The organism is Curtobacterium sp. TXMA1 (assembly GCF_020162095.1).
GTDB lineage: Bacteria > Actinomycetota > Actinomycetes > Actinomycetales > Microbacteriaceae > Curtobacterium.
On the sequence record NZ_CP083910.1, the window covers coordinates 2147703 to 2167778 of the forward strand.

General features: G+C 74.5%; 17 protein-coding genes. 8 read left to right on the plus strand and 9 right to left on the minus strand.

All coding sequences use genetic code 11. The features are described 5' to 3' along the window. Positions 1-2 precede the first annotated feature (2 nt). From LCG91_RS10145 to LCG91_RS10160, 4 genes are read left to right on the plus strand one after another with little or no spacing between them, the layout of a single operon-like run. Positions 3-272, plus strand: coding sequence for a DUF4129 domain-containing protein (locus LCG91_RS10145; protein ID WP_224441297.1), 270 nt, complete (start codon positions 3-5; stop codon positions 270-272). Further along, on the plus strand, positions 269-1522 hold the full coding sequence (locus LCG91_RS10150; protein ID WP_224441298.1) for a DUF4350 domain-containing protein: 1254 nt from the start codon (positions 269-271) through the stop codon (positions 1520-1522). The genes LCG91_RS10145 and LCG91_RS10150 overlap by 4 nt, the downstream gene beginning before the upstream one ends. Continuing rightward, on the plus strand, positions 1519-2556 hold the full coding sequence (locus tag LCG91_RS10155) for an AAA family ATPase (protein ID WP_224441299.1): 1038 nt from the start codon (positions 1519-1521) through the stop codon (positions 2554-2556). Before LCG91_RS10150 ends, LCG91_RS10155 begins: the two co-directional genes overlap by 4 nt. Further along, the gene (locus LCG91_RS10160; protein ID WP_224441300.1) at positions 2556-3914 is read left to right on the plus strand and encodes a DUF58 domain-containing protein; all 1359 of its coding nucleotides are present in this window, start codon (positions 2556-2558) and stop codon (positions 3912-3914) included. The genes LCG91_RS10155 and LCG91_RS10160 overlap by 1 nt, the downstream gene beginning before the upstream one ends. A 15-nt stretch (positions 3915-3929) precedes the next feature. Here the strand turns inward: LCG91_RS10160 and LCG91_RS10165 are convergent, their stop codons facing one another. After that, complete coding sequence (locus LCG91_RS10165) at positions 3930-4925, minus strand: stage II sporulation protein M (protein ID WP_058729604.1); 996 nt, start codon at positions 4923-4925, stop codon at positions 3930-3932. 61 nt (positions 4926-4986) lie between these two features. On the opposite strand from LCG91_RS10165, the gene LCG91_RS10170 reads away from it, so the two are divergent. Then, on the plus strand, positions 4987-5856 hold the full coding sequence (locus tag LCG91_RS10170) for an RDD family protein (protein WP_058750197.1): 870 nt from the start codon (positions 4987-4989) through the stop codon (positions 5854-5856). 123 nt (positions 5857-5979) lie between these two features. Here LCG91_RS10170 and ahcY read toward each other — a convergent pair whose 3' ends face one another. Further along, a complete protein-coding gene (gene ahcY, locus LCG91_RS10175) occupies positions 5980-7458 on the minus strand; it encodes an adenosylhomocysteinase (RefSeq protein ID WP_224441301.1) in 1479 nt (492 codons plus the stop codon). A gap of 151 nt (positions 7459-7609) precedes the next feature. Further along, entirely contained in the window at positions 7610-7834 is a 225-nt protein-coding gene (locus tag LCG91_RS10180; protein WP_058729601.1) for a DUF3499 family protein, read from the minus strand. Between the two features lie 91 nt (positions 7835-7925). On the opposite strand from LCG91_RS10180, the gene LCG91_RS10185 reads away from it, so the two are divergent. Next, complete coding sequence (locus LCG91_RS10185; RefSeq protein WP_058729600.1) at positions 7926-8366, plus strand: metallopeptidase family protein; 441 nt, start codon at positions 7926-7928, stop codon at positions 8364-8366. Positions 8367-8399: 33 nt separating this feature from the next. On the opposite strand, the gene LCG91_RS10190 is transcribed toward LCG91_RS10185, so the two are convergent. From LCG91_RS10190 to manA, 5 genes are all read right to left on the minus strand, one after another. Further along, positions 8400-9803 carry a DUF5719 family protein gene (locus LCG91_RS10190; protein WP_224441302.1) on the minus strand — a complete coding sequence of 468 codons (1404 nt, stop codon included), beginning with the start codon at positions 9801-9803 and terminating at the stop codon, positions 8400-8402. After that, entirely contained in the window at positions 9800-12679 is a 2880-nt protein-coding gene (locus LCG91_RS10195) for a glycosyltransferase family 2 protein (RefSeq protein WP_152999115.1), read from the minus strand. Before LCG91_RS10195 ends, LCG91_RS10190 begins: the two co-directional genes overlap by 4 nt. A 145-nt stretch (positions 12680-12824) precedes the next feature. Continuing rightward, positions 12825-13163 (minus strand): WhiB family transcriptional regulator, encoded by a 339-nt coding sequence (locus LCG91_RS10200; protein WP_411955804.1) that lies wholly within the window; start codon positions 13161-13163, stop codon positions 12825-12827. Positions 13164-13353: 190 nt separating this feature from the next. Beyond that, on the minus strand, positions 13354-14316 hold the full coding sequence (galE, locus tag LCG91_RS10205) for a UDP-glucose 4-epimerase GalE (RefSeq protein WP_058729607.1): 963 nt from the start codon (positions 14314-14316) through the stop codon (positions 13354-13356). Between the two features lie 54 nt (positions 14317-14370). Next, positions 14371-15579: a mannose-6-phosphate isomerase, class I gene (gene manA / locus LCG91_RS10210; RefSeq protein WP_058750193.1), complete on the minus strand. Its 1209-nt coding sequence runs from the start codon at positions 15577-15579 to the stop codon at positions 14371-14373. A 75-nt stretch (positions 15580-15654) separates the two neighbouring features. Between manA and LCG91_RS10215 the strand changes: the two genes are divergently transcribed. Next, positions 15655-17034: an O-antigen ligase family protein gene (locus LCG91_RS10215; RefSeq protein ID WP_224441304.1), complete on the plus strand. Its 1380-nt coding sequence runs from the start codon at positions 15655-15657 to the stop codon at positions 17032-17034. An 83-nt stretch (positions 17035-17117) separates the two neighbouring features. On the opposite strand, the gene LCG91_RS10220 is transcribed toward LCG91_RS10215, so the two are convergent. Continuing rightward, a complete protein-coding gene (locus tag LCG91_RS10220) occupies positions 17118-18575 on the minus strand; it encodes a hypothetical protein (RefSeq protein WP_224441305.1) in 1458 nt (485 codons plus the stop codon). 93 nt (positions 18576-18668) lie between these two features. On the opposite strand from LCG91_RS10220, the gene LCG91_RS10225 reads away from it, so the two are divergent. Beyond that, positions 18669-19976 carry a hypothetical protein gene (locus tag LCG91_RS10225; RefSeq protein ID WP_058729594.1) on the plus strand — a complete coding sequence of 436 codons (1308 nt, stop codon included), beginning with the start codon at positions 18669-18671 and terminating at the stop codon, positions 19974-19976. Positions 19977-20076: the final 100 nt, after the last annotated feature.

Sequence of the window (20076 nt, forward strand, 5' to 3'; positions counted from 1 at the left end):
CGGTGCTCGACGGCTACCGTGCCATCGCTCGCGGACTCGCCGAACGCGATCTCGTCCACGAGGTACCCGGTGCCACCGCACGCGCCGTCGCCGGACGCGCGGGCCCGTGGTTCCCGGAGCACGCGGACCGCATCGACCGGGCGGCACGGTCCTTCGACGACGTCCGGTACCTCGGAGCCGCGGCCGACGAGACCACCGCCCGCTCGGTCCTCGACACCGAGGCATCGGTCCGCACCACACGTCCCGCGACCGAGCCCGCGGTCCCGACGTGAGCACCGCCACGACCCCGACCTCCGTCGTCCGCTCCCCCGGGCGCACCGGTCGCGTGGTCTTCTGGATCGTCATCGTCCTCGTGTGCCTGCTGCTCGCCGGGCTCACGGCCGCGGTGCAGTCGTCCACCGGACCGACCCGTGAGCCGCTCGATCCCGGGTCGACGACAGCGAGCGGCGCGCGGGCACTCGTGCGCGTGCTCGAGCAGCGCGGCACCCGGGTGGACGTGGTCGACCGCGTCGACGACCTCGACCGGTCCGAGCTGGACGGTGCGACGGTCCTGGTCGACGACTCGGCCGGCGCCCTCGACGCCGCGGTCGCACGTCGCCTCGGTCGGTCGGCCGAGCACGTCGTGCTGCTGACCACCGACCGGGCCGCGCTCGACGCGCTGGGCCTCGACGTGGTCCCCGCCGGGCCCGTCCTCGGGGACGCCACCGTAGCGACGAGCGGGTGCGCCGTCCCGGCCGTGGCCGCCGCGGGGCGCCTCACCGTGACCGGCCAGGGCTACCGGACGTCGTCGGACGGACCGGCCCCGACGGGCACGGACCTCTGCGTGACGACCGGCAGCGGGGACGACCGCGTCGCCGGCATCGTCCGGACCGCCACCCCGGCCGGGGACGTCACGCTGGTCGGCACGACGGGCGCGCTGCGGAACGACACCATCACGACCGCGGGCAACGCCGCCTTCGCGCTCGACCTGCTCGGGTCCGGTGACCGGCTCGTCTGGTACACGCCGACACGCACCTCGGCCGACGCTGCGCCCACCATCGGCTCGCTCGCCCCGCCGTGGGTGCCCGGCGCCCTGCTGCTGCTCGGCCTCGTCGCGGTCGCGGCCGGCGTCTGGCGAGGGCGTCGACTCGGGCCGCTCGTCGTCGAGCGGATGCCCGTCGTCGTCCGTGCCTCCGAGACGACCGAGGGACGCGCACGGCTCTACGCCAGGACGCGTGACCGGACCCACGCGCTCGACACCCTCCGGCTCGCCGCACTCCGTCGGATCGGGCACCGACTCGGCCTCCCCCGCGGGACCCACGTCGACGAGGTGGTGCGCGCCGCGGCCCGTGCGACCGGCCGTCCCCCCGCCGCCGTCGGCGCCGTCCTGGTCGGCGGTCCGACGACCGACGACCGGGCACTCCGCGACGGCGCGACGGCCCTCGACGAGCTGGAGCGGGCCGTCCGCACCGCGACCGGCGCCCCCGACCCGCACCCCACCACCCGCACGCCCCACCGCAACAGACGAGGAGCACGATCGTGACCGATCCGTCACCCGCTCAGGAACCGACCGGACACGACCCGGACGGGACGGCCCCGACCGGCACGGCGCAGCCGACCGGCAGCTCGGACGCGCTCCGGGACGCCTTCGGTCGGCTCCGCGCCGAGGTCGGCAAGGCCGTCGTCGGTCAGGAGGGCGCCGTCTCCGGCATGATCGTCGGGATCCTCGCGCAGGGCCACGTGCTGCTGGAGGGCGTCCCCGGCGTCGCGAAGACGCTGCTCGTGCGCAGCCTCGCGGCGGCGATGTCGCTCGACACCAAGCGCATCCAGTTCACCCCCGACCTGATGCCCGGCGACGTCACCGGGTCGCTGGTGTTCGACGCGTCCACCGGCACGTTCCCGTTCCGCGAGGGCCCCATCTTCACGAACGTGCTCCTCGCCGACGAGGTCAACCGCACGCCGCCGAAGACGCAGTCCGCCCTGCTCGAGGCCATGGAGGAACGGCAGGTCAGCGTGGACGGCGCGGCACGCCCGCTGCCCGACCCGTTCTTCGTCGCCGCGACGATGAACCCGATCGAGTTCGAGGGCACGTACACGCTGCCGGAGGCGCAGCTCGACCGCTTCCTGATGAAGCTCACGCTCGACGTGCCCCCGCGGGACGTCGAGTGGCAGGTGCTCCGCCGCCACGCGGACGGCTTCGTCCCGCGGGACGTCCGGTCCGCCGGCGTCCGACCGGTGCTCGGCGTCGACGAGGTCCTGGCGGCGCAGCGGGCCGTCCGTGCGGTGGGCGCACGCGACGACGTCCTGGCCTACGTGGTCGACCTCGCCCGCGCCACCCGGCAGGCCCCGTCCGTCCGTGTCGGCGTGAGCCCCCGCGGTGCGACGGCGCTCCTCGCCGCCGCGAAGGCCTGGGCGTGGCTCACCGGCTACGACGCGATCACGCCCGACCACGTGCAGGCGATACTCCTGCCGGTCTGGCGGCACCGGCTGCGCGTGGCCGCGGACGCCGAGCTCGAGGGCGTCGGGGCGGACGGCGTGCTGCAGCAGGTCGTCGAGCAGGTCCGGGTGCCGTTCTAGTGGCGGTCTCCGGGAGGTTCGTCGCACTCCTGGCCGTCGCGATCGTCCCCACGGTGCTGCTCGGCAGCGCCCGGGCCGGCGTGGCCTGGGTCGTCGTCGTGGTGCTCGCCGCCGGCCTCGACGTCCTGCTCGCCGCCGACCCGCGAGCGGTCCGCATCGAACGACGGATGCCGCACCTGGCCCGTCGGGGCAGCACCACCGAGGGGACCCTCGTCCTGGCGAACGAGGGGCGGCGGCCGCTGCGCGCCCTCGTCCGGGACATGTGGGAGCCCTCCGCCGGTCACGAGCCGAACCGGATCCGGATGACCGTCCCGGCCGGGGAGCGCCGGGTCGCCCGGGTCCGCTTCACGCCCTTCCGCCGCGGTCGTCGCGCCAGCACCGGGGTCGCCGTCCGCTCCACCGGTCCGCTCGGGCTCGCCGCCCGGCAGGCCGTCCTGGTCGCGCCCGGCGAGCTGGTCGTCACACCGCCCTTCCGGTCGCGGCGGCACCTGCCCTCGCGGCTCGCCCGACTCCGCGAGCTCGACGGCGAGACCACCCTGCAGCTCCGCGGGCACGGTACCGAGTTCGACTCCCTGCGCGACTACGTGCGCGGCGACGACGTCCGCTCGATCGACTGGCGGGCGACCGCCCGGCGGCAGGACCTGGTCGTCCGGACCTGGCGACCCGAGCGCGACCGGCGCGTCGTCGTCGTGGTCGACGCTGGGCGTGCCGGTGCCGGACGCGTGGAGGACGAACCGCGACTCGACACCGCCATCGAGTCCGCCCTGCTCCTCGGCGCCCTCGCCACCGCCGCCGGTGACCGGGTCGACCTGGTCGTGCTCGACGACACCGTCCGCGACCGGGTGCACGGCGCGACGCGGACCGACGTCGTGCGGCGCTTCGGTGAACGGCTCGCGCTCGCCGAACCCGGGCTCGCCGCGACGGACTGGTCCGCGGTGCCGGGCGTCGTCGACCAGGTGACGACCTCACGAGCGTTCGTCGTGCTCCTGTCGAGCCTGGACTCGGTCGGGGCGTCCGCCGACCTGCTCGCGGTGCTCCCCCGGCTGACGCGGCGGCACGCCGTCGTCGTGACGAGCATCGCCGATCCGGCCGTCGAGCGGATGGCGAGCGGGAAGCCGGAGCCGGACCACGACGGACCGGAGCGGCGGGGCGGGCGGGTGTCACGCCTCCCGGTCGGATCGGGTGCCGAACGCGACGTGTACCGACGGGCGGCCGCGGAACGCACCCTGCTCGACGCCGACGGCGTCGGGGACGTCGCGCGCCGGGCCGGTGCCGAGGTCGTCCGCGGTGACCCCACGGCGGTGCCGCCGGCCGTCGCCGACGCCTACATCCGCGCCAAGGCCGGCGGGCGACTCTGAATCGCGGGCGGCGGCTCAGCCGGCGGTGAGGGCGGTCGCGCCGCGCTCGAACTCCTCAACGTCGCCCCGCTCACCCGCGCGGTACGCGCGGCCGCCGAGCACCCACTGGTACCAGAGCACCGCGGCCAGTGCGACCGTGCCGATGCCGATCTTCACCGGCCACGGCCAGTCCTGGCGGGTCACCACGCCCTCGACCAGGCCGGAGAGCAGCAGGGTGAGTGCGAGGCCGACCGCGACCGTGAGGAGCGCCCGGCCGTCCTCGGCCAGGGCCTGCGCCCGGGTGCGTGCACCGGGGGCGATCCACGACCAGCAGATCATCAGCCCGGCGGCACCGGCGAGGAACACCGAGTACAGCTCGAGCTGACCGTGCGGAGCGATCCAGAGGAAGAAGTCGCCGAGCCGCCCCTGCGAGTGCATGATCGCGGCGGACACCCCGAGGCTCACCGCGTTCTGGATGATCGACACGGGCACGTAGAGCCCGGTGATGCCGAAGGCCACCATGCGGGCGGCGATGAACGCGTTGTTCGACCACACCTGCGCGGTGAAGGCTCCCAGGCCGTGGTCCGAGTAGTACGCCTGGAAGTCCTCGGTCGCGTACTGCCGCAGGGCCTCGGGCGTGCCGAACGTCGCGACGGCGCCCGGGGTCGAGGCGATCCACACGCCGACGATCGCGCTGATCGCCACGGTCGCCGCCGCCACCCAGATCGTCACCCAGCGGATGCGGTACAGCGCCGCCGGCAGGTGCCGTGCGAAGAAGGTCGTGACGGCGGTCAGTGGGTCGACCGGTGTGCCGGTGAAGCGGAGGCGCGCGCGGAACAGCGTGCGGGACAGCCGGTCGCCCGCCGGGGAGCCCGGTGCCACGCCGCGGATCCGCGCGAGGTCGGTCGCCACCTCCTGGTAGCCGCTGACGAGCCGGTCCGCGTCCGCACCCGACCCGTGCCGGGCCCGGGCGAGCCGGTCGACCTCGTCCCAGCGGTCGCCGTGCACCGCGCTGTAGGCCTCCAGGTCCACGTGCCTCCCCCGATCGTGCACACCGCGCCCCGTCGGGACCCGGTCACGACAGAATGATCCCATGGGGAAGACGCGCGTGCCACGCGACCTGTCCGACGCCCGCTTCGGCGGGGCGCTCGACGAGACCACCGACGAGCTCGTCGTCGGCGAGGCCGTCGCGCTCGACGTGCAGCCGGCCGGCATCGCGCTGCGGCTCGCGGCGGCGCTGCTCGACGGCGCGTGCCTCGTGGTGCTGCTCGCCATGCTGCTCTTCGGGCTCCTGCGCTCGTTGCCGGCCGGCACCGACGCGGTGTGGATCCTGCCCGTCGGGATCGTCTCCGGCGTCACCGTGCTCGTGCTCGTCCCGGCGGGCGTCGAGGCGGTCACGCGGGGCAAGAGCGTCGGGCGTTGGGCCGCCGGCACCCGGGTCGTGCGGGTGGACGGCGGGGCGATCGGCTTCCGGCACGCCTTCACGCGCGCGCTGGTCGGGCTGCTCGAGCTCTGGTCCACCCTGGGGTCCGTGGCGCTCGTCGTCGCGCTCTTCGGTTCACGGCCCCGGCGTCTCGGCGACCTGCTCGCCGGGACCTTCGTGCAGCACGAACGCGGAGCACGGCGGCGGGACGTGGAGGTGCTCCTGCCGGTCGAGCTCGTGCCGTGGGCGGCGGTGGCGGACGTGTCGGCGCTCCCGCAGCGGTTGGAGGACCGGCTCGGCGCGTTCTTCCGGTCGGTCGGCGACCTGCGTCCCGAGGCCCGCGAGGCCACGGCGCGCACGCTCGCTGCGGCCGCGGCGGAGTACGCGTCGCCGGTGCCCGACGTCCACCCCGAGGTGTTCCTCGCCGGCGTGGTCGCGGTACGGCGGGAGCGCGACGTGCGGGCACTGCGGGCCCGGGCGGCGCTGCTCGACGGCGCGGCGGCGGTCGCGGGGGCGCGGCCGCCGGGCTTCCCGCGCTGACGCGCCGCCGCGCTCCCACCGCAGCGACGGCAACGGCGACGGCGACGAACCAGGGATCCGACATCGAACCGGCACCCGGCCCTGGTTCGGTGTCGGAAGCGTGGTTCGACGCCCCCGGCCGTCTCAGTAGCGGTAGTGGTCCGGCTTGTACGGGCCCTCGACGGGGACGCCGATGTACGCCGCCTGCTCCGGCCGGAGCGCGGTCAGCCGCACCCCGAGCGCGTCGAGGTGCAGACGTGCGACCTTCTCGTCCAGGTGCTTCGGCAGCACGGACACCCCCGTCGGGTACTCCTCGCGCTTCGTGTGCAGCTCGATCTGCGCCAGCACCTGGTTCGTGAACGAGGTGCTCATCACGAACGACGGGTGCCCGGTCGCGTTGCCGAGGTTCATCAGCCGCCCCTCGCTGAGCACCAGGACGGAGCGGCCGTTCGGCAGTCGCCACTCGTGCACCTGCGGCTTGATCTCGACCTTCTCGACCCCCGGCAGCGTCTCGAGCCCCGCCATGTCGATCTCGTTGTCGAAGTGCCCGACGTTGGCGACCACCGCGAGGTGCTTCAGCGCGAGCACCTCGTCAACCCCGACGACCCCCAGGTTGCCGGTGCAGGTCACGACCACGTCGACCTCGCCGGCGACGTCCGCGAGGCGCGCCACCTGGTAGCCGTCCATCGCCGCCTGCAGTGCGCAGATCGGGTCGACCTCGGACACGATCACCCGGGCTCCCTGACCCCGCAGCGCCTCCGCCGCGCCCTTGCCGACGTCGCCGTACCCCACGACGAACGCGACCTTGCCCCCGATGAGCACGTCCGTCGCACGGTTCAGGCCGTCGGGCAGCGAGTGTCGGATGCCGTACTTGTTGTCGAACTTCGACTTCGTCACCGAGTCGTTCACGTTGATCGCCGGGAAGCGCAGCTCGCCCTTCCGCGCGAGCTCGTACAGGCGGTGCACGCCGGTCGTCGTCTCCTCGGTGACGCCCTGCACCTCGGCCGCGATGCGGGTCCACCGGTCGGAGGACCGCTCGAGCGACGCGGCGACGGTCCCGAGCACGATGCGCCACTCGGCGCTCGCGTCGGCACCGGGCTCCGGCGCGCGGCCCGCCGCCTCGGCGTCGGCACCGGTGTGCAGCAGCATCGTCGCGTCACCGCCGTCGTCCAGGATCAGGTTCGGTCCCGTCCACGACTCCCCCGCGGCCGCGGCCTCGGCGCTCCAGTCGAAGATGCGGTCGGTGCACCACCAGTACTCGTCGAGCGTCTCGCCCTTCCACGCGAAGACCGGCACGCCCGCTGGTGACGCCGGCGTCCCCGTCGGACCCACTGCGACGGCCGCGGCGGCCTCGTCCTGCGTGGAGAAGATGTTGCAGCTCGCCCAGCGGACCTGCGCCCCGAGGGCGACGAGGGTCTCGATGAGGACCGCGGTCTGCACCGTCATGTGCAGGGAACCAGCGATGCGCGCACCGGCGAGCGGCTGCGACGCACCGAACTCCTCACGCAGGGCCATCAGCCCCGGCATCTCGTTCTCGGCCAGGCGGATCTGGTGGCGACCCGCCTCGGCGAGGGCGAGGTCGGCGACGCGGAACGGGGCGACGGTGCTGGTCTCGGTCGACATGGCGCCAGTCTCGCACGCCGGGAGGCGCGGATCGTCAGCCGACGTCACGGACGCGGGGTGGGCCTCCAGACCGCACCGCGTCCCGACGACCGGACCGGCTCACGCCCGTCGGACGGATCGTGCCCCGGACAGGGTGCGATCGCGGTCCCGGTCAGTCGGACGGAGCCGCGTCCCGTCGGATCGGCTCGCGACGGACGACGTCCCAACCACGGGGCACCCGCAGGCGGGCCGCGTGCCGGGCGCAGAGGTCGTAGCCGTGCGGCTCCACCCGCGTCGACAGGGGCCCGACGACCACCATCGAGTCGCCGTAGTCGTACGTCAGGGTCGCCGACGCGCTCGCGCCACAGGCGACCTTGCTGCAGATCCGTACGTCCATACCGGCACCGACCCTACCGGTCGGAGGGACGCGGCCGCCGGACGGGCCCGGTGCCGCGCTCCGTCGCGCGCCCGCCGCGTACGATGGCGGGATGCGCCGGAAGCACCCCACCGTGACCCCCGTCGACCGTGCCCGCGGTCGTTCCCGGCACGGACGCGGTGGCCGCTCGAGCGTGACCGGACCGGACCTGGCACCGGTGATCACCCGCGCCGAGACCTTCGACCGGATCGTCGGGGACACCGCGCACTACCTCGTCGGGCTGTGGCCGGACGAGCTCGCGGGCGTCGTGTTCCAGGTGGCCGACATGCCCACCGACCAGACGCTGCCGGACCGGCTGCCCCGGTGGCGGGTGGACCGCGACGGTCGACGGGTCACCCTGTTCCGCGTCCCCGTCGAGCGGGTCACGCGGAGCCCGGAGAAGGACGACACCGATCGCCGGGTCATCGTCGAGACCGCGGTGTTCCGCGCGGTGGGCGAGCTGATCGACAAGGATCCGTGGGACCTGGCGCCGGACCGCTACCGCCACTGGTGACCGACCGTTGCCCCCGCTGGTGGTGATCCAGCGTCAGGGGTAGACGCGCAGCGGCGTGGACACCTCGGTCGCCGGTCGGACGGGGAACCCGCCGATGCCGTCGTCCGCGTCGTAGCTGACGCCCGCGACGAGCCCCTCGGCGCCCGTCAGCACGAGCTGCGTCGACACCGGTACCTGCACGGTGGCCGTGCTGCCGGAGGCCACGTCGACCTCCTGCTCGCGGTCCCCGGACGTGATCGTGACGGTCGCGTCCGTCCGGGTCGGGTTGACCAGGTTCATCCGCGCGCCGCCGCCCGGCGCGACCGCCGTGACGACCCGGTCGCCGAGCGGCTCCGCCGACGCGAACCAGCCGAGGTCGCTCCGGCCGTCGTCGGTCGGCTTCGTGGTGCGGGCACCGGCGACGAGCGGTTCGGTCGACGTCACCGTGAACGAGTACCGCCCGTCCGGGAAGTCGTCGAGGGAGACGTCCGTGACGACGCCCGGCTCGGCCGTCGCGTTGACGGTCGACCCGCCGCCGTCCGCGGTCGTGATCCCGACGGTCACCCGCGCTGCGCGGTCGCCCGGCACGAACAGGCGGAGCACCGGAGCGGCGTCCTCGGTGTCGTCGCCGCGCTGCGCCTCCTCGGCACCGCGCAGCACGACCGCGGGGATCACCTGCGTCCGCGAGGGTGCGGCACCGCCGGAGACGACGTCGTAGCCGCCCGGGGTCAGCGTCCGCACGATGCTCTCCTGCATGTGGGCGACGATCTGTCCGCCGGACGAGGTCACGTGCACCACCGTCGAGCCCTGGTCGGAGACGAACCCGGACAGCGGCACGACCTTCTGCGTGTTCGGCGCCACCACGATGCCGGTCGTCCCGGGCGCCTGCACGGTGCCGGAAGCGTCGAAGACGTCGAGGTCCACCGTCGCGTTGACGTCGGTCGGGTTCGACAGCGTGACCAGGCTCGTCCGTCCGGTCTCGGTCGAACCGCCGACCAGCCACGTCGACTGACCCGGGTCGTCGCAGGACGCCGCGCCGAAGCCGACGAGATCGCCCGAGGAGACGCTCTGCGACGTGCTGCCGGCCACCTGCGGCGTGCGGTCGCCCGCCGGCGCGGTGAGCAGCTGCGGGTCGCTGCCACCGGTGGTGGACGGTCCGAGCGTCGACCGGTCGACGGTGCTGCCGGTGGTGCCCGTCGCGACCTGCGACGACCCGACGGTGCTCGCCGTCGTCGCGTCGTTGCCGGACTCGTCGGACAACCGCAGCGCGCTGCCGGCGCACACGCGTTCGGCGTCGGCGGGGACGGGCGTCACGAGCCGACCGGCCGGGCGCACGGGGGTGCTCTCGGTCCCGATGGCGTGCGCGGCGGTCACGGCGCCGGCGGCCACCACCACGGCGACCGCGGTGGCGGTGCCGCGGACGACCCACCGTCGGACGGACCGGTGCTCGGTGCTCATTCGTCGCGCTCCTCGTCGAAGGTGGTGGCGGGCTCCTCGGCCTCGATCACGTTCGAGGTCGCGCGGCGTCGGCGCGGTGCGGTGGGCACGGCGAGCAGGGCCGCTGCGCCGAAGACCACGCCGAGCACGACGAGGTACAGCACGTGCGTCGCCTGCGTCGCGGCGGAGCCGGTGGACACCCGGTCGACGTCGCCCTCGTAGTGGAAGAGCCGGCCGGACGTGGTCTCACCGATGCTCGTGAAGCGGGCGTCCTGCCCGATCGCCCCGGCGGCCCGGTCGTGGACCTGCTGCGCGGCGTCGGCGCTCGGGCCGTCGTCGAGCAGCACGAACGAGATGCCGAGCTCGCGCAGCGCCGGCTCGGGGTCGTAGCCGCTGCGGCTGGCGAGGTTGCCGGCCAGGGTGGCCAGCTGCGCGCCCGACCGACTGAGACGCAGCGCGGTGGAGTCGAGGGTCGTCTGGTCGTCGAGCGTCGAGCCCTGCCCCCGCTCGAGCGACACCGCGAGCGAGCCGTCGGTCTGCGGTTCGACCACGATCGTGCCGACGTCCGGGTTGGCCTGCGCCTCCGCGTTCACGTAGGCGCTCAGGACCCGTCCCGTGGTGGGCTGCAGGAGGGTGTCGCCGAGGGTGGACGCGGCGAAGGCCGGCGTGACCGCGACCCCGGCGAACACCGCGGCGACGAGTGCGGCGGCCGGGGCGGTCCGCGGGAGGACGTCGATGCCGATCGACGCGGCGAGCACGATGCCGAGGGCCATCACGGAGAGTGCGCTGCCGGGCCAGACGATCGTCGAGGTCGACCCGACCCCGGTGACGGTGAGGTGCGTGGCACCGAAGGCGGTCGCGTAGCCGAGGAGCGCCAGCAGGAGCGCCGCGCCGGCGACGGCCCAGCGGTGCCCGAGGAGCGCCCCCACCGCCAGCAGGACGACCGGCAGCGCGAGCACGGCCATCGCGACCGGCAGCACGGTCGCGGCGAGCCCGAGGGGGGAGGTCGCGGGGAGCCAGCCGCTCCAGTCGGGCAGCGGCTGGCCGATCGCGAGTTGCAGTGCCGAGGGAGCGCGCGTGGCCGACGGGACGCCCGGATCGGCGAACACCGCGAGGGGGTTGCCCCGGGCGACCTGCGCCAGGACGAGCGGGAGGAAGAGCACGGCGGCCGGCACCGGGATGAAGACCCGACGGTGCGCGCGCCGCCAACCGACGGCGAGGGAGACGACCCACCCGACCAGGAGCACCGGCAGCAGCGACGGAGCCGAGGCCGCGACGACCGCGAAGAGCAGCGACGCGCCCGACGCCCAGGCCCACGAGCGGTGCGCCTCGAGCACCGCGAGCACGAGCCACGGGAGCAGCACGTGGGCGATGACGGCCCCGAGGTGGCCGGTCGTGACGGCACCGACGAGCGTCGGGGCGATCGTGTACAGCGCTGCGCCGACGACGGGCACCCAGGTGCGGGTGGTGACCTTGCGCACCACGAACCACGCGCCGAGCGCCGACAGCGGGAACGCGAGCAGGAGCACGACCACCACCGACGTGGACGGCGACCAGGCGGTGATCGACCCCAGCACGGCGAGCACGGCCGCGAACGGGTCGCTCGGTCCGGTGGAGCCGGTGCCGATCGAGTGCCAGCCGTAGCCGACGTTCTGCCACAGCCGCCCGACGGAGGTGCTCAGCGGCAGGAGACCGCCGCCGGTGACCGCCGGGCTGCCGAGCAGCGGGTACAGCGTGACGACGCTGAGCACGGCGGCCGCGAGCACGACCCACACGCCGCCGTCCCCCAGGAACGACGCGCGTGCGATCGGGGCGTCCTCGACGCGGGCGAGCTCGACGTCGCGTGACGTGGTGCGGTGCTCGTGCACCCGGCGCCAGCTGACGCGCAGGGGCTCGATCGCGGCCCAGCCGACGCGTCGCGTCCGAGCGGCGTTCGCTCGGGCGCGGCGGACGCCGCCGCCGAAGGCCACGGCGAGGGCGGCGGCGAGCTCGCCGGTCACCGCGGCGGGGTGCTTCGCGACGAGGTGGCCGAGGGCGCGCACGACGGCCGTCGGCACGAGCAGGAGCCAGTGCAGCCACAGCAGTCCGGCGGGCGCGTAGGTGAGCCGTCGGTGCAGCTCGGCCTGGCGGTGCAGGCGCACACGGCGGCCCTCGGACACCCGCTTGCGACCGAACTCCTCGATCGGACCGGCACTCGTCACGCGGGCCTCGGGCACGACGGCGACGCGGTGTCCGGCCAGGCGCGCGCGGATGCAGAGGTCGAGCGCGGCGTCGACGTCCGGCAGCGCCGGGTCGAAGCCGCGCAGCTCGCGCCACACCGAGCGACGCACGAGCATGCCGGCCGCCGACACACCCATCACGTCGGTGTGCCGGTCGTGCTGGCCCTGGTCGAGCTCGTCCTGCACCAGGGCGAGCGAGCGGCCGCCGCGCGTCGTGGTCTCGCCGAAGGCGCGGATGCGCGACGGGTCGTCGGTGTCCACGAGCTTCGGACCGGCGACGACGACGGAGGGCGCGATCTCGACCGCGGAGAGCATCTCGGCGAGTGCGGTCGGCGCCGGTGCGTTGTCGTGTCCGAGCAGCCAGAGCCACTCGTCGGGTGCTGTCTCGCTGCCGTCGCCGACCTCGGCGGTCGGCGCCTCGCGCTCCCCCGCCGCGACGGCCTCGCCGAAGGGGCGGCCGGCGGGCAGGCGGACGAGGCCGGCGGATCCACCCAGGGCGAGCTCGGCGGTCGACCCGTCGGTGGACCCGACGTCGACGACGACCAGGTTGTCGGGGTGTCGGGTCTGGGCGACGAGGGCGTCCAGGGTCCGGTCGAGGTGCTCGCCGCCGTTCGCGGTCACGAGGACCGCGGTGACGCGGGGCTGGGCGGACCGGGGCTGCGCGGGACTGGGCTGCATGACGCGCGTCACTCTACGGTCTGGAGGCGCGCCTCCCGGCTCCGGGAGCGGCGCGCCGTGAACCTGTGCGAGCGATCAGCGCACGGTGCACGCCGGGCGTGCAGCGTGCCTCCCGACCGGGCCACGACGGCGCTGCGCCGGGTCGCTAGGCGCGGCGGCGGAGCTTCCGGCGCTCGCGCTCGGAGAGCCCGCCCCAGATGCCGAAGCGCTCGTCGTTCTCGAGCGCGTACTCGAGGCACTGCGACCGGACCTCGCACGAGCCGCAGATCTTCTTGGCCTCGCGGGTGGAGCCGCCCTTCTCGGGGAAGAACGCCTCGGGGTCGGTCTGCGCGCAGAGCGAGTCGACCTGCCACGACAGCGGGTCGTCCTCGTCGACCTGGGGCCGACGGACGCCGGGGACGCCGAGCGACACGGGATCGACGTGCCAGTCCTCCGGCACGCCGGCGTGGAAGTCGGAACCGTTCACCCTGATCACCCCTGACATGTCGACGACGGCCTGCAACGACCGAAGCCGCTGCCTGTAATTACAGCGGTGTGATTCCGTTCCGTCAAGTCGCGGATCATAGGAGGTGCTGACCGGTGCGGCGTGTCATGTCCCCCGTACGGGCGTGTCGCAGGCCGTCTGTCGGCCTATCGGGGGACACGGCGAGCCCGCCGACTGCCGGCCTGGAGCGTCAGCCGACGCGGCGACGGGCCTCCCACGCGCTGGTGACCATCTCGTCGAGCGAGTGCCGCATCGCCCACTCGAGGTCGCGCGCCGCAGCCTCGCCGGTCGCGACGATACGAGCCGGGTCGCCGGGGCGACGCGGAGCAACCTCGGGCTCGAACGCGATGCCGGTGCCCGACGCCATGGCGTCCATGATCTGCCGGACGCTGACGCCGTCGCCGCTGCCGAGGTTGTAGGCGCGCTCGAGCTGCTCCCCCGCCTCGAGCTTCCGCGCCGCGACGGCGTGCGAGTGCGCGAGGTCGGCGACGTGGATGTAGTCGCGGACGCAGGTGCCGTCCGGGGTGTCGTAGTCGTCGCCGTTGATCCGCGGGACCCGACCGGCGAGCAGCGCGTCGAACACGAGCGGGAACAGGTTGTGCGGGCTCGCGTCGTAGAGGTCCGGCTCGCCCGACCCGACGACGTTGAAGTAGCGGAGCGAGGTGGTGGCGAAGCCGGCGGCGACCTCCATGTCGCGGAGCAGCCACTCGCCGATGAGCTTCGACTCGCCGTAGGGCGACTCCGGCGCCTTCGGGGTGTCCTCGACCACGACGTCCACGTCCGGGGTCCCGTACACGGCCGCGCTCGACGAGAACACGGCCTTCGTGACGCCGTTCTCCGCCATGGCCCGGAGCAGGGTCGCGGTGCCGGTGACGTTCTGCTCGTACGTGTGCAGCGGGCGCTCGACCGAGACCCCGGCGTACTTGAAGCCGGCGACGTGCACGACACCGGTCACCGCGTGCTCGCGCAGGGTCGCCGCGAGCAGCTCGCCGTCCAGGATCGTGCCCTCGACGAACGGCACGTCCTCGGGCACGAACCCGCGGAACCCGCTCGACAGGTCGTCGAACGCGACGGTGTCGATCCCTGCGGCGCGCAGGGCGCGGACGACGTGGGACCCGATGTACCCGGCACCGCCGGTGACCAGCCAACTCATGCTCGTCACGCTAGCGGACCGCACCGTCCCGTCGGGGCGCGGCCTGCTGCGTGTTCACGCACCCGTCGCGATGAAGACCGTGGACGTCAGCCCCGCCGCGGCGTCGGCCTCGACGGTCACGTCACCCTCGTCCGGCGTGACGTAGCAGGACTCCCCCTGGCGCAGCAGGGTCGCGGAGTGCGCACCGACCAGGGTCACCGCTCCGGTCGTGCAGACCGCGATGCTCGGGCCGTGCAGCGGGGCGACGCCGCCCGTGCCGAGACCGACCGGGCGGCCGTCTCCGGTCACGCGGACGAGGGCGAAGCCGACGCCCTCCGGCGCGAAGCGGTCGACGCCCGGCTCGAGGTGCTCCGGCACGAGGACCGGGGCCGGGTACGCGGCGAAGTCGAGCACCCGGAGCAGTTCGGGGACGTCGACGTGCTTCGCGGTCAGGCCGCCCCGGAGCACGTTGTCCGAGGGAGCCATGAGCTCGATGCCGAGCCCGTCGAGGTAGGCGTGCACGTTGCCCGCGGGCAGGTACATCGCCTCGCCGGTCCGGAGCGTGACGCGGTGCATGAGCAGCGACACGACCACGCCGGGGTCGCCCGGGTAGGCGTCGGCCAGGTCGACGACGGTCTGCACGTTCGGGGTGCGGTCGTCCTCCGGCACCGCGGCCGCGAGGTCGGACGCCGCCTGCACCACGGCGAGCGCCGACGCGTCGGCGGTCTCCAGCCAGCGCACGGTGTCCTCGAGCCCCTGCGCCAGGTGTGCCCGGAGCGGACCGAGTCGTCCGCTCCCGGCGTCGAGCGCCTCGACCTCGGCCACGGTGTCGGTGACCGGGCGGAAGCCGCTGAGTGCCTCGAAGCGGTCGCTCAGCGCGACGACGAGCTCGGGCTTCGGGAACGGGTCCTTGTAGTTCCGCGCGGGATCGTCGAGCGGGATGCCCGCTGCCTCTTCACGCGCGAAGCCCTCGCGGGCCTGCTCCGGGGTCGGGTGCGCCTGCAGCGACAGGGGCGCTGCCGCCGCGAGGAGCTTGAGCAGGAACGGCAGCCCGGAGCGGTCCGGCCCGAGGGCGGCCTCGGGCTCGGCCTCGATCCAGTCGCGCAGGGTGTCGGCGCCGCCCACCATCGCCGGGTTGACGACGACGCTCGGGCTGCCCGCGTGCGCACCGAGCCAGAGCTCCGCCTGGGGCGCGCCGGTGACCGTGCGGCCGAGCAGTTCGGGGATCGCGGTGACCGAGCCCCAGGCGTAGTCGCGCGGGGTGTTCGTGATGCCGAGGAACATGGGGCGAGCGTACCGGCCCGGGCCGACCGCCCCGTCCGACCCGCGCGGACACGGACCGGCGGTAGCCTGGACGCCGTGACGAACACCTGGCCGCTGGCCCGCGGGACCGTGCCCGAGCGCGAGGCGTTCGCCTTCGCGACCGCGGTCGTCGGCGTGCTGTTCGCCGGCGACGCCGTGCCGAACACGATCACCTGGTACGGCGCCGCCGCGGTGTGGGCGGCCCTGGCCGGATGGGGCATCGCGGTCGTGGTGCGCGCCCGTCCACCGCTCACCCGCACGCCGCGTGCGCTCTGGCTGTTCCTCGCCTGGTGCCTGCTCAGCGTCACGTGGTCGCACTGGCGTGCCGCGACCCTGGCCAGCATGGTCGCCCAGCTGCTCTGCGTGCTCGTCGCGTTCGCGATCGCCTCGACGCTGAGCTGGCGGCGCCTGCTCGACGCCGTGTCGGCCGCACTCCGGTGGGTGCTCGGGCTCTCGATGGTGTTCGAGGCGATCGTCGCCGTGCTCGTGCGGCACCCGATCGCACCGATCTGGACCGACTACGGCGACCGGAAGATCCCGGACGCCTTCTACTTCTCGCGCGCCGAGCTGCTCACCGGTGGTCGGATCCAGGGGCTCCCCGGCAACGCGAACCTGCTCGCGATGGTCGCCCTGCTCGCACTCGTCGCGGTCGCCGTGCAGCTCGCCGAGGGTCGGCTGCACCGGGGCCGTGCGGTGGCCTGGCTCGTGGTCGGTGTCCTCGTGCTGGCGCTCACCCGATCGTCGACCGTCCTCGTCGCCGCCGTCGTGGTCGTCCTCGCGGCCGGGGTCGCGGTCCTGGTCCGGCGCGTGCCGAGCGGACAGCGGGCTCCTCGCTACCTGGCGGTCGCGGTCGTCGCCGTCGTCGTCGCGGTCGTCGGCGTCCTGACTCGCAGCACGTTGACGGGGCTCCTCGGCAGGTCGTCCGACCTCACCGGACGGGGCGACATCTGGACGGCGGTGCTCGGGCTCGTCGACCGGCACCCGGTGCTCGGCTGGGGCTGGATCGGCTACTGGTGGCCGGACATCCCGACGCTCGCGGGCATCGCCCACCGCAACGGCGTGACGTACCTGCAGGCGCACGACGCCGCCCTCGACGTCCTCATGCAGACCGGCGTCGTCGGGCTGGTCCTCTTCGCCCTGTACGTGGTGTCGACGCTCGTGCGCTCCTGGTGGTGCGCGACGCGGACCCCGTACGGTCCCGACCTGCGGCCCCGCGGATTCGACCCGGTGTCGCTCTTCCCGCTCCTGGTCGTCGTCGCGCTCCTCGTGCAGGCGGTCGCCGAGTCCCGCCTGCTCTACCAGGGCAACTGGGTCCTCTTCGCGGTGGTCGCCATCAAGACACGCACGGTGCTCGTCGGCGAGGAGCCCGCGTCGACGGGTGACGGACCGCGGATCCCCGTCGCCGCCCGGGCGTTCCGGGGCACGACCGCGGACTGACCCCGGACCGACCGCCGACGCCGCAGCAGACCGGGCGCCGGTGCGTCGTTGCCGGGCCGACATCCTCGTCCCGTGCTCCGTCGTCAGCGGTCCCGCAGCACCAGGACGCAGGGCACCTGGGCCGACCACGGTGCCGTCCGGACCTCGAGCACCCGCGTCGGGTCGGCGCGGCACGCCGGCTCGGCGTCCCGCACCTGCGGCGCCCACTCCGGACCGTCGCTCCGCGTCGACGCGCCGGGCGCGGCGTTCGTGACGCTCGTCGTGACCACCAGCGCGACCACGCACCTGCCGAGGGCCGACCGGGGGACGTGCACCGCGCCTCCCGGCCGCGTCTCGCCCGACCGAGCGGTCCCACGCTCGACCAGCAGGGCGCCGGCCACCACCAGCGCGGACAGCAGGAGCATGCCGGCTGCCGCGGCGTAGCGGCTCGGCCCCACGGCAGCGAGCCCGGCGGCGTCGAGTGTGCCCCACCGGCCGTTCGCCGACAGGTTGGCGAGCAGGGCGGCCGTCCAGACCGCGACCGAGCCGCCGGCGAACGCGACGAGCAGGGCCCGGGCACGCCACGGCCCGACGAGGAAGGCGAGTACGAGCACCACGAGGACGGCGAGCGCCGGCACGACCAGGACCCACCCGCCGTGGTCGGCGACCGCCCCGCCCACCGGCGCGACCCGTCGGTCCCACAGACCGGCCAACGGCTGGAGCAGGTACCCGGCGACGACGTCGGCCGGGGACGGGTGCCCGCGCTCGGACGGGCGCTCGGTCGTCGACGCCGTCACCACCTGTGCCGTGCACCCGACGACCGCCGCGACCGTGACCGGGAGGGCGCGCAACCGCGCCGCCGCGCCGATCGATCGGACGCGACGGACGTGCCGCCCCGGTCCCGTCGAGGCGAGCGGCTGCCAGGCGAGCACGAGGAGCGGCAGGAAGACGACGGACTGGAGCTCGGTGAGCGTCGCCGCCAGGGCGAGCACCGCGACGACCGCGGCGCCCGGCCAGGACCGGACCCGGTGCGCGAACAGCCACGGGACGAGCACGAGCGCGTACCAGTGCAGGTTCGCCGCGTTGCCCGCGATCTCGACCGGGGCCATCGGTAGGACGACCGGAACCGCGGCGAGCAGCAGCCGCAACCACCGGCGCGGCACGACGTCGCGGGAGAGCAGGAACACGGCCGCGGCGACTGCGGCCACGACCACGCAGCACGCTGCGGTCACCGTCAGCGCGTACTGCTCGACGGGACGGTGCACCGCGACGTCGACGACCAGGCGCGGGACCAGGTGCAGGTAGCCGGCGTAGGGCCGCAGGAGCGTCCCGTCGACGCCGGAGGCGAGACGCTCGCGCAGGAACACGCCCCCGTCCTCGGCCCAGACGGTCCCCCGCGACACCGGACCGAGCCGCCACCACGTCGTCGCGACGGCACCGATCAGCACGACCAGGGCGAGGACCGGCTCGGACCAGCGCGGCCCGGGTGCACGACGGACCGACCGTCCGGACGACCTGCGCCCCGACGGTGGCGTCGGTGACCGGCCGGCTCGGCGCTCCATCGACGGTTGAAGCTAGCCGGACCATCGCATTCCGCGATATCGACGCTCCGTGATACGTCGAAGTCTCCCGGCACGGTGCGAGAGGATGGGTGCGTGACGGACCACGGGGTGAGCAGGCGGGCGCTCGCTCGGCGCTACCTGTCTGCCTGGATCGGCTTCTCGGCGGGTGGTCGGTTCAGCCAGGCCCTCGCGACGGCGATCCTGCTCTTCGCCTTCGGCGAGCCCGCCGTCCACGCGATGGTCGGTGCGGCCGGCACCTGGGCCGCGCTCGTCACCCTCGTGGTCCTCGCCGGCCTCAGCCTGCTCGGGCAGCGCTACCGGATCGAGTGGCACGGGGTCCTGCCCCTCTCGCTGCTCGCCTTCGTCGGCTTCTGCGCGCTCAGCGTGGTCTGGAGCGAGTACTCCTGGTACGCGCTCCGGGGCGTGGTCGAGACGCTCTGCTTCGTGGGACTCGGGCTCTACCTGGCGCTCGGCCGCGACCTCGTGCAGGTCATCCGCGCGGCCGGCGACGCCTTCCGCATCCTGCTCGTCGTGGCGCTCGGCCTCGAGGTGCTCTCCGGGCTCGTCCTCGACGTGCCGATCCCCGCGTTCGGCATCCAGGGGAACATCGCCTACGGCGGACCCATCCAGGGGATCGGCGGCAACCGCAACTTCATGGGCTTCGTGGCCGCGACCGCCCTGGTCACGTTCGTGGTCGAGTTCCTCACCCGCTCGGTGACGACCTGGCGGGCCGTCGCCTCCACCGCCCTGGCCGTGATCGCGCTCATGCTCGTGCAGTCCCCCATCACCGGGATCGCGATGATCGCGCTGGCCGTGACCGCCCTGGCGATCTGGGCGCTCCGGCACGCGGCCCCGACGACGCGGCCCGTCGTCAACACCGTGCTCGGCGGCGCGGTCCTGGGCATGCTCGTGCTGGCCGTGCTGTTCCGGCACCGGGTCCTCGCCGAGATCGGTGCCGCCGGCGGGACCGCGACACGGCTCGGCCTCTGGTCGCAGATCCGGCTGCTCGGCGAACAGGACCCGATGCAGGGCCGCGGCTGGGTCGGCACCTGGCCGACCGAGGACGTCTTCCCCTTCACCACCCTCGTCGACCCGTCCGGGGTGCGGTTCACCTCCGGCCTCTCCGCCTTCGTCGACGCGTACCTGCAGGTCGGGCTCGCGGGCGCGCTCCTGCTCGCGGTCGCGGGCGGGCTGGCGTTCGCCCGCGCCTGGGTGACCGCGACGACCTTCCCCGGTGTCGCCTACGTCTGGCCGGCCGCGGTGCTCGTGCTCCTCGCGGTCACGAGCACCGCGGAGAGCTACCTGCTGCACGGTGCGGGCCTGATGCTCTTCGCGACCGTGATCGTCGTCGCGGCCCGACGGCGGTCGTGGCGACGGCACCTGCCGCGCGACCAGGCCTGACCCGCGACCAGGCCCGACCCGCGACGGGGCCCGACCCCTTGCAGGGTCTGAGGGCTCGACCAGGTCCGACCGCGACGACGGCCCGGGGGCTCGCGGTGGT

Bases quoted from the DNA above. Each gene is read 5' to 3' on its own strand.
- ahcY (WP_224441301.1), bottom strand. From the start codon at position 7,458: ATGTCGACCGAGACCAGCACCGTCGCCCCGTTCCGCGTCGCCGACCTC.
- galE (WP_058729607.1), bottom strand. From the start codon at position 14,316: ATGAGTTGGCTGGTCACCGGCGGTGCCGGGTACATCGGGTCCCACGTC.
- LCG91_RS10170 (WP_058750197.1), top strand. From the start codon at position 4,987: ATGGGGAAGACGCGCGTGCCACGCGACCTGTCCGACGCCCGCTTCGGC.
- LCG91_RS10185 (WP_058729600.1), top strand. From the start codon at position 7,926: ATGCGCCGGAAGCACCCCACCGTGACCCCCGTCGACCGTGCCCGCGGT.
- LCG91_RS10220 (WP_224441305.1), bottom strand. From the start codon at position 18,575: ATGGAGCGCCGAGCCGGCCGGTCACCGACGCCACCGTCGGGGCGCAGG.
- LCG91_RS10195 (WP_152999115.1), bottom strand. From the start codon at position 12,679: ATGCAGCCCAGTCCCGCGCAGCCCCGGTCCGCCCAGCCCCGCGTCACC.
- LCG91_RS10180 (WP_058729601.1), bottom strand. From the start codon at position 7,834: ATGGACGTACGGATCTGCAGCAAGGTCGCCTGTGGCGCGAGCGCGTCG.
- manA (WP_058750193.1), bottom strand. From the start codon at position 15,579: ATGTTCCTCGGCATCACGAACACCCCGCGCGACTACGCCTGGGGCTCG.
- LCG91_RS10190 (WP_224441302.1), bottom strand. From the start codon at position 9,803: ATGAGCACCGAGCACCGGTCCGTCCGACGGTGGGTCGTCCGCGGCACC.
- LCG91_RS10200 (WP_411955804.1), bottom strand. From the start codon at position 13,163: ATGTCAGGGGTGATCAGGGTGAACGGTTCCGACTTCCACGCCGGCGTG.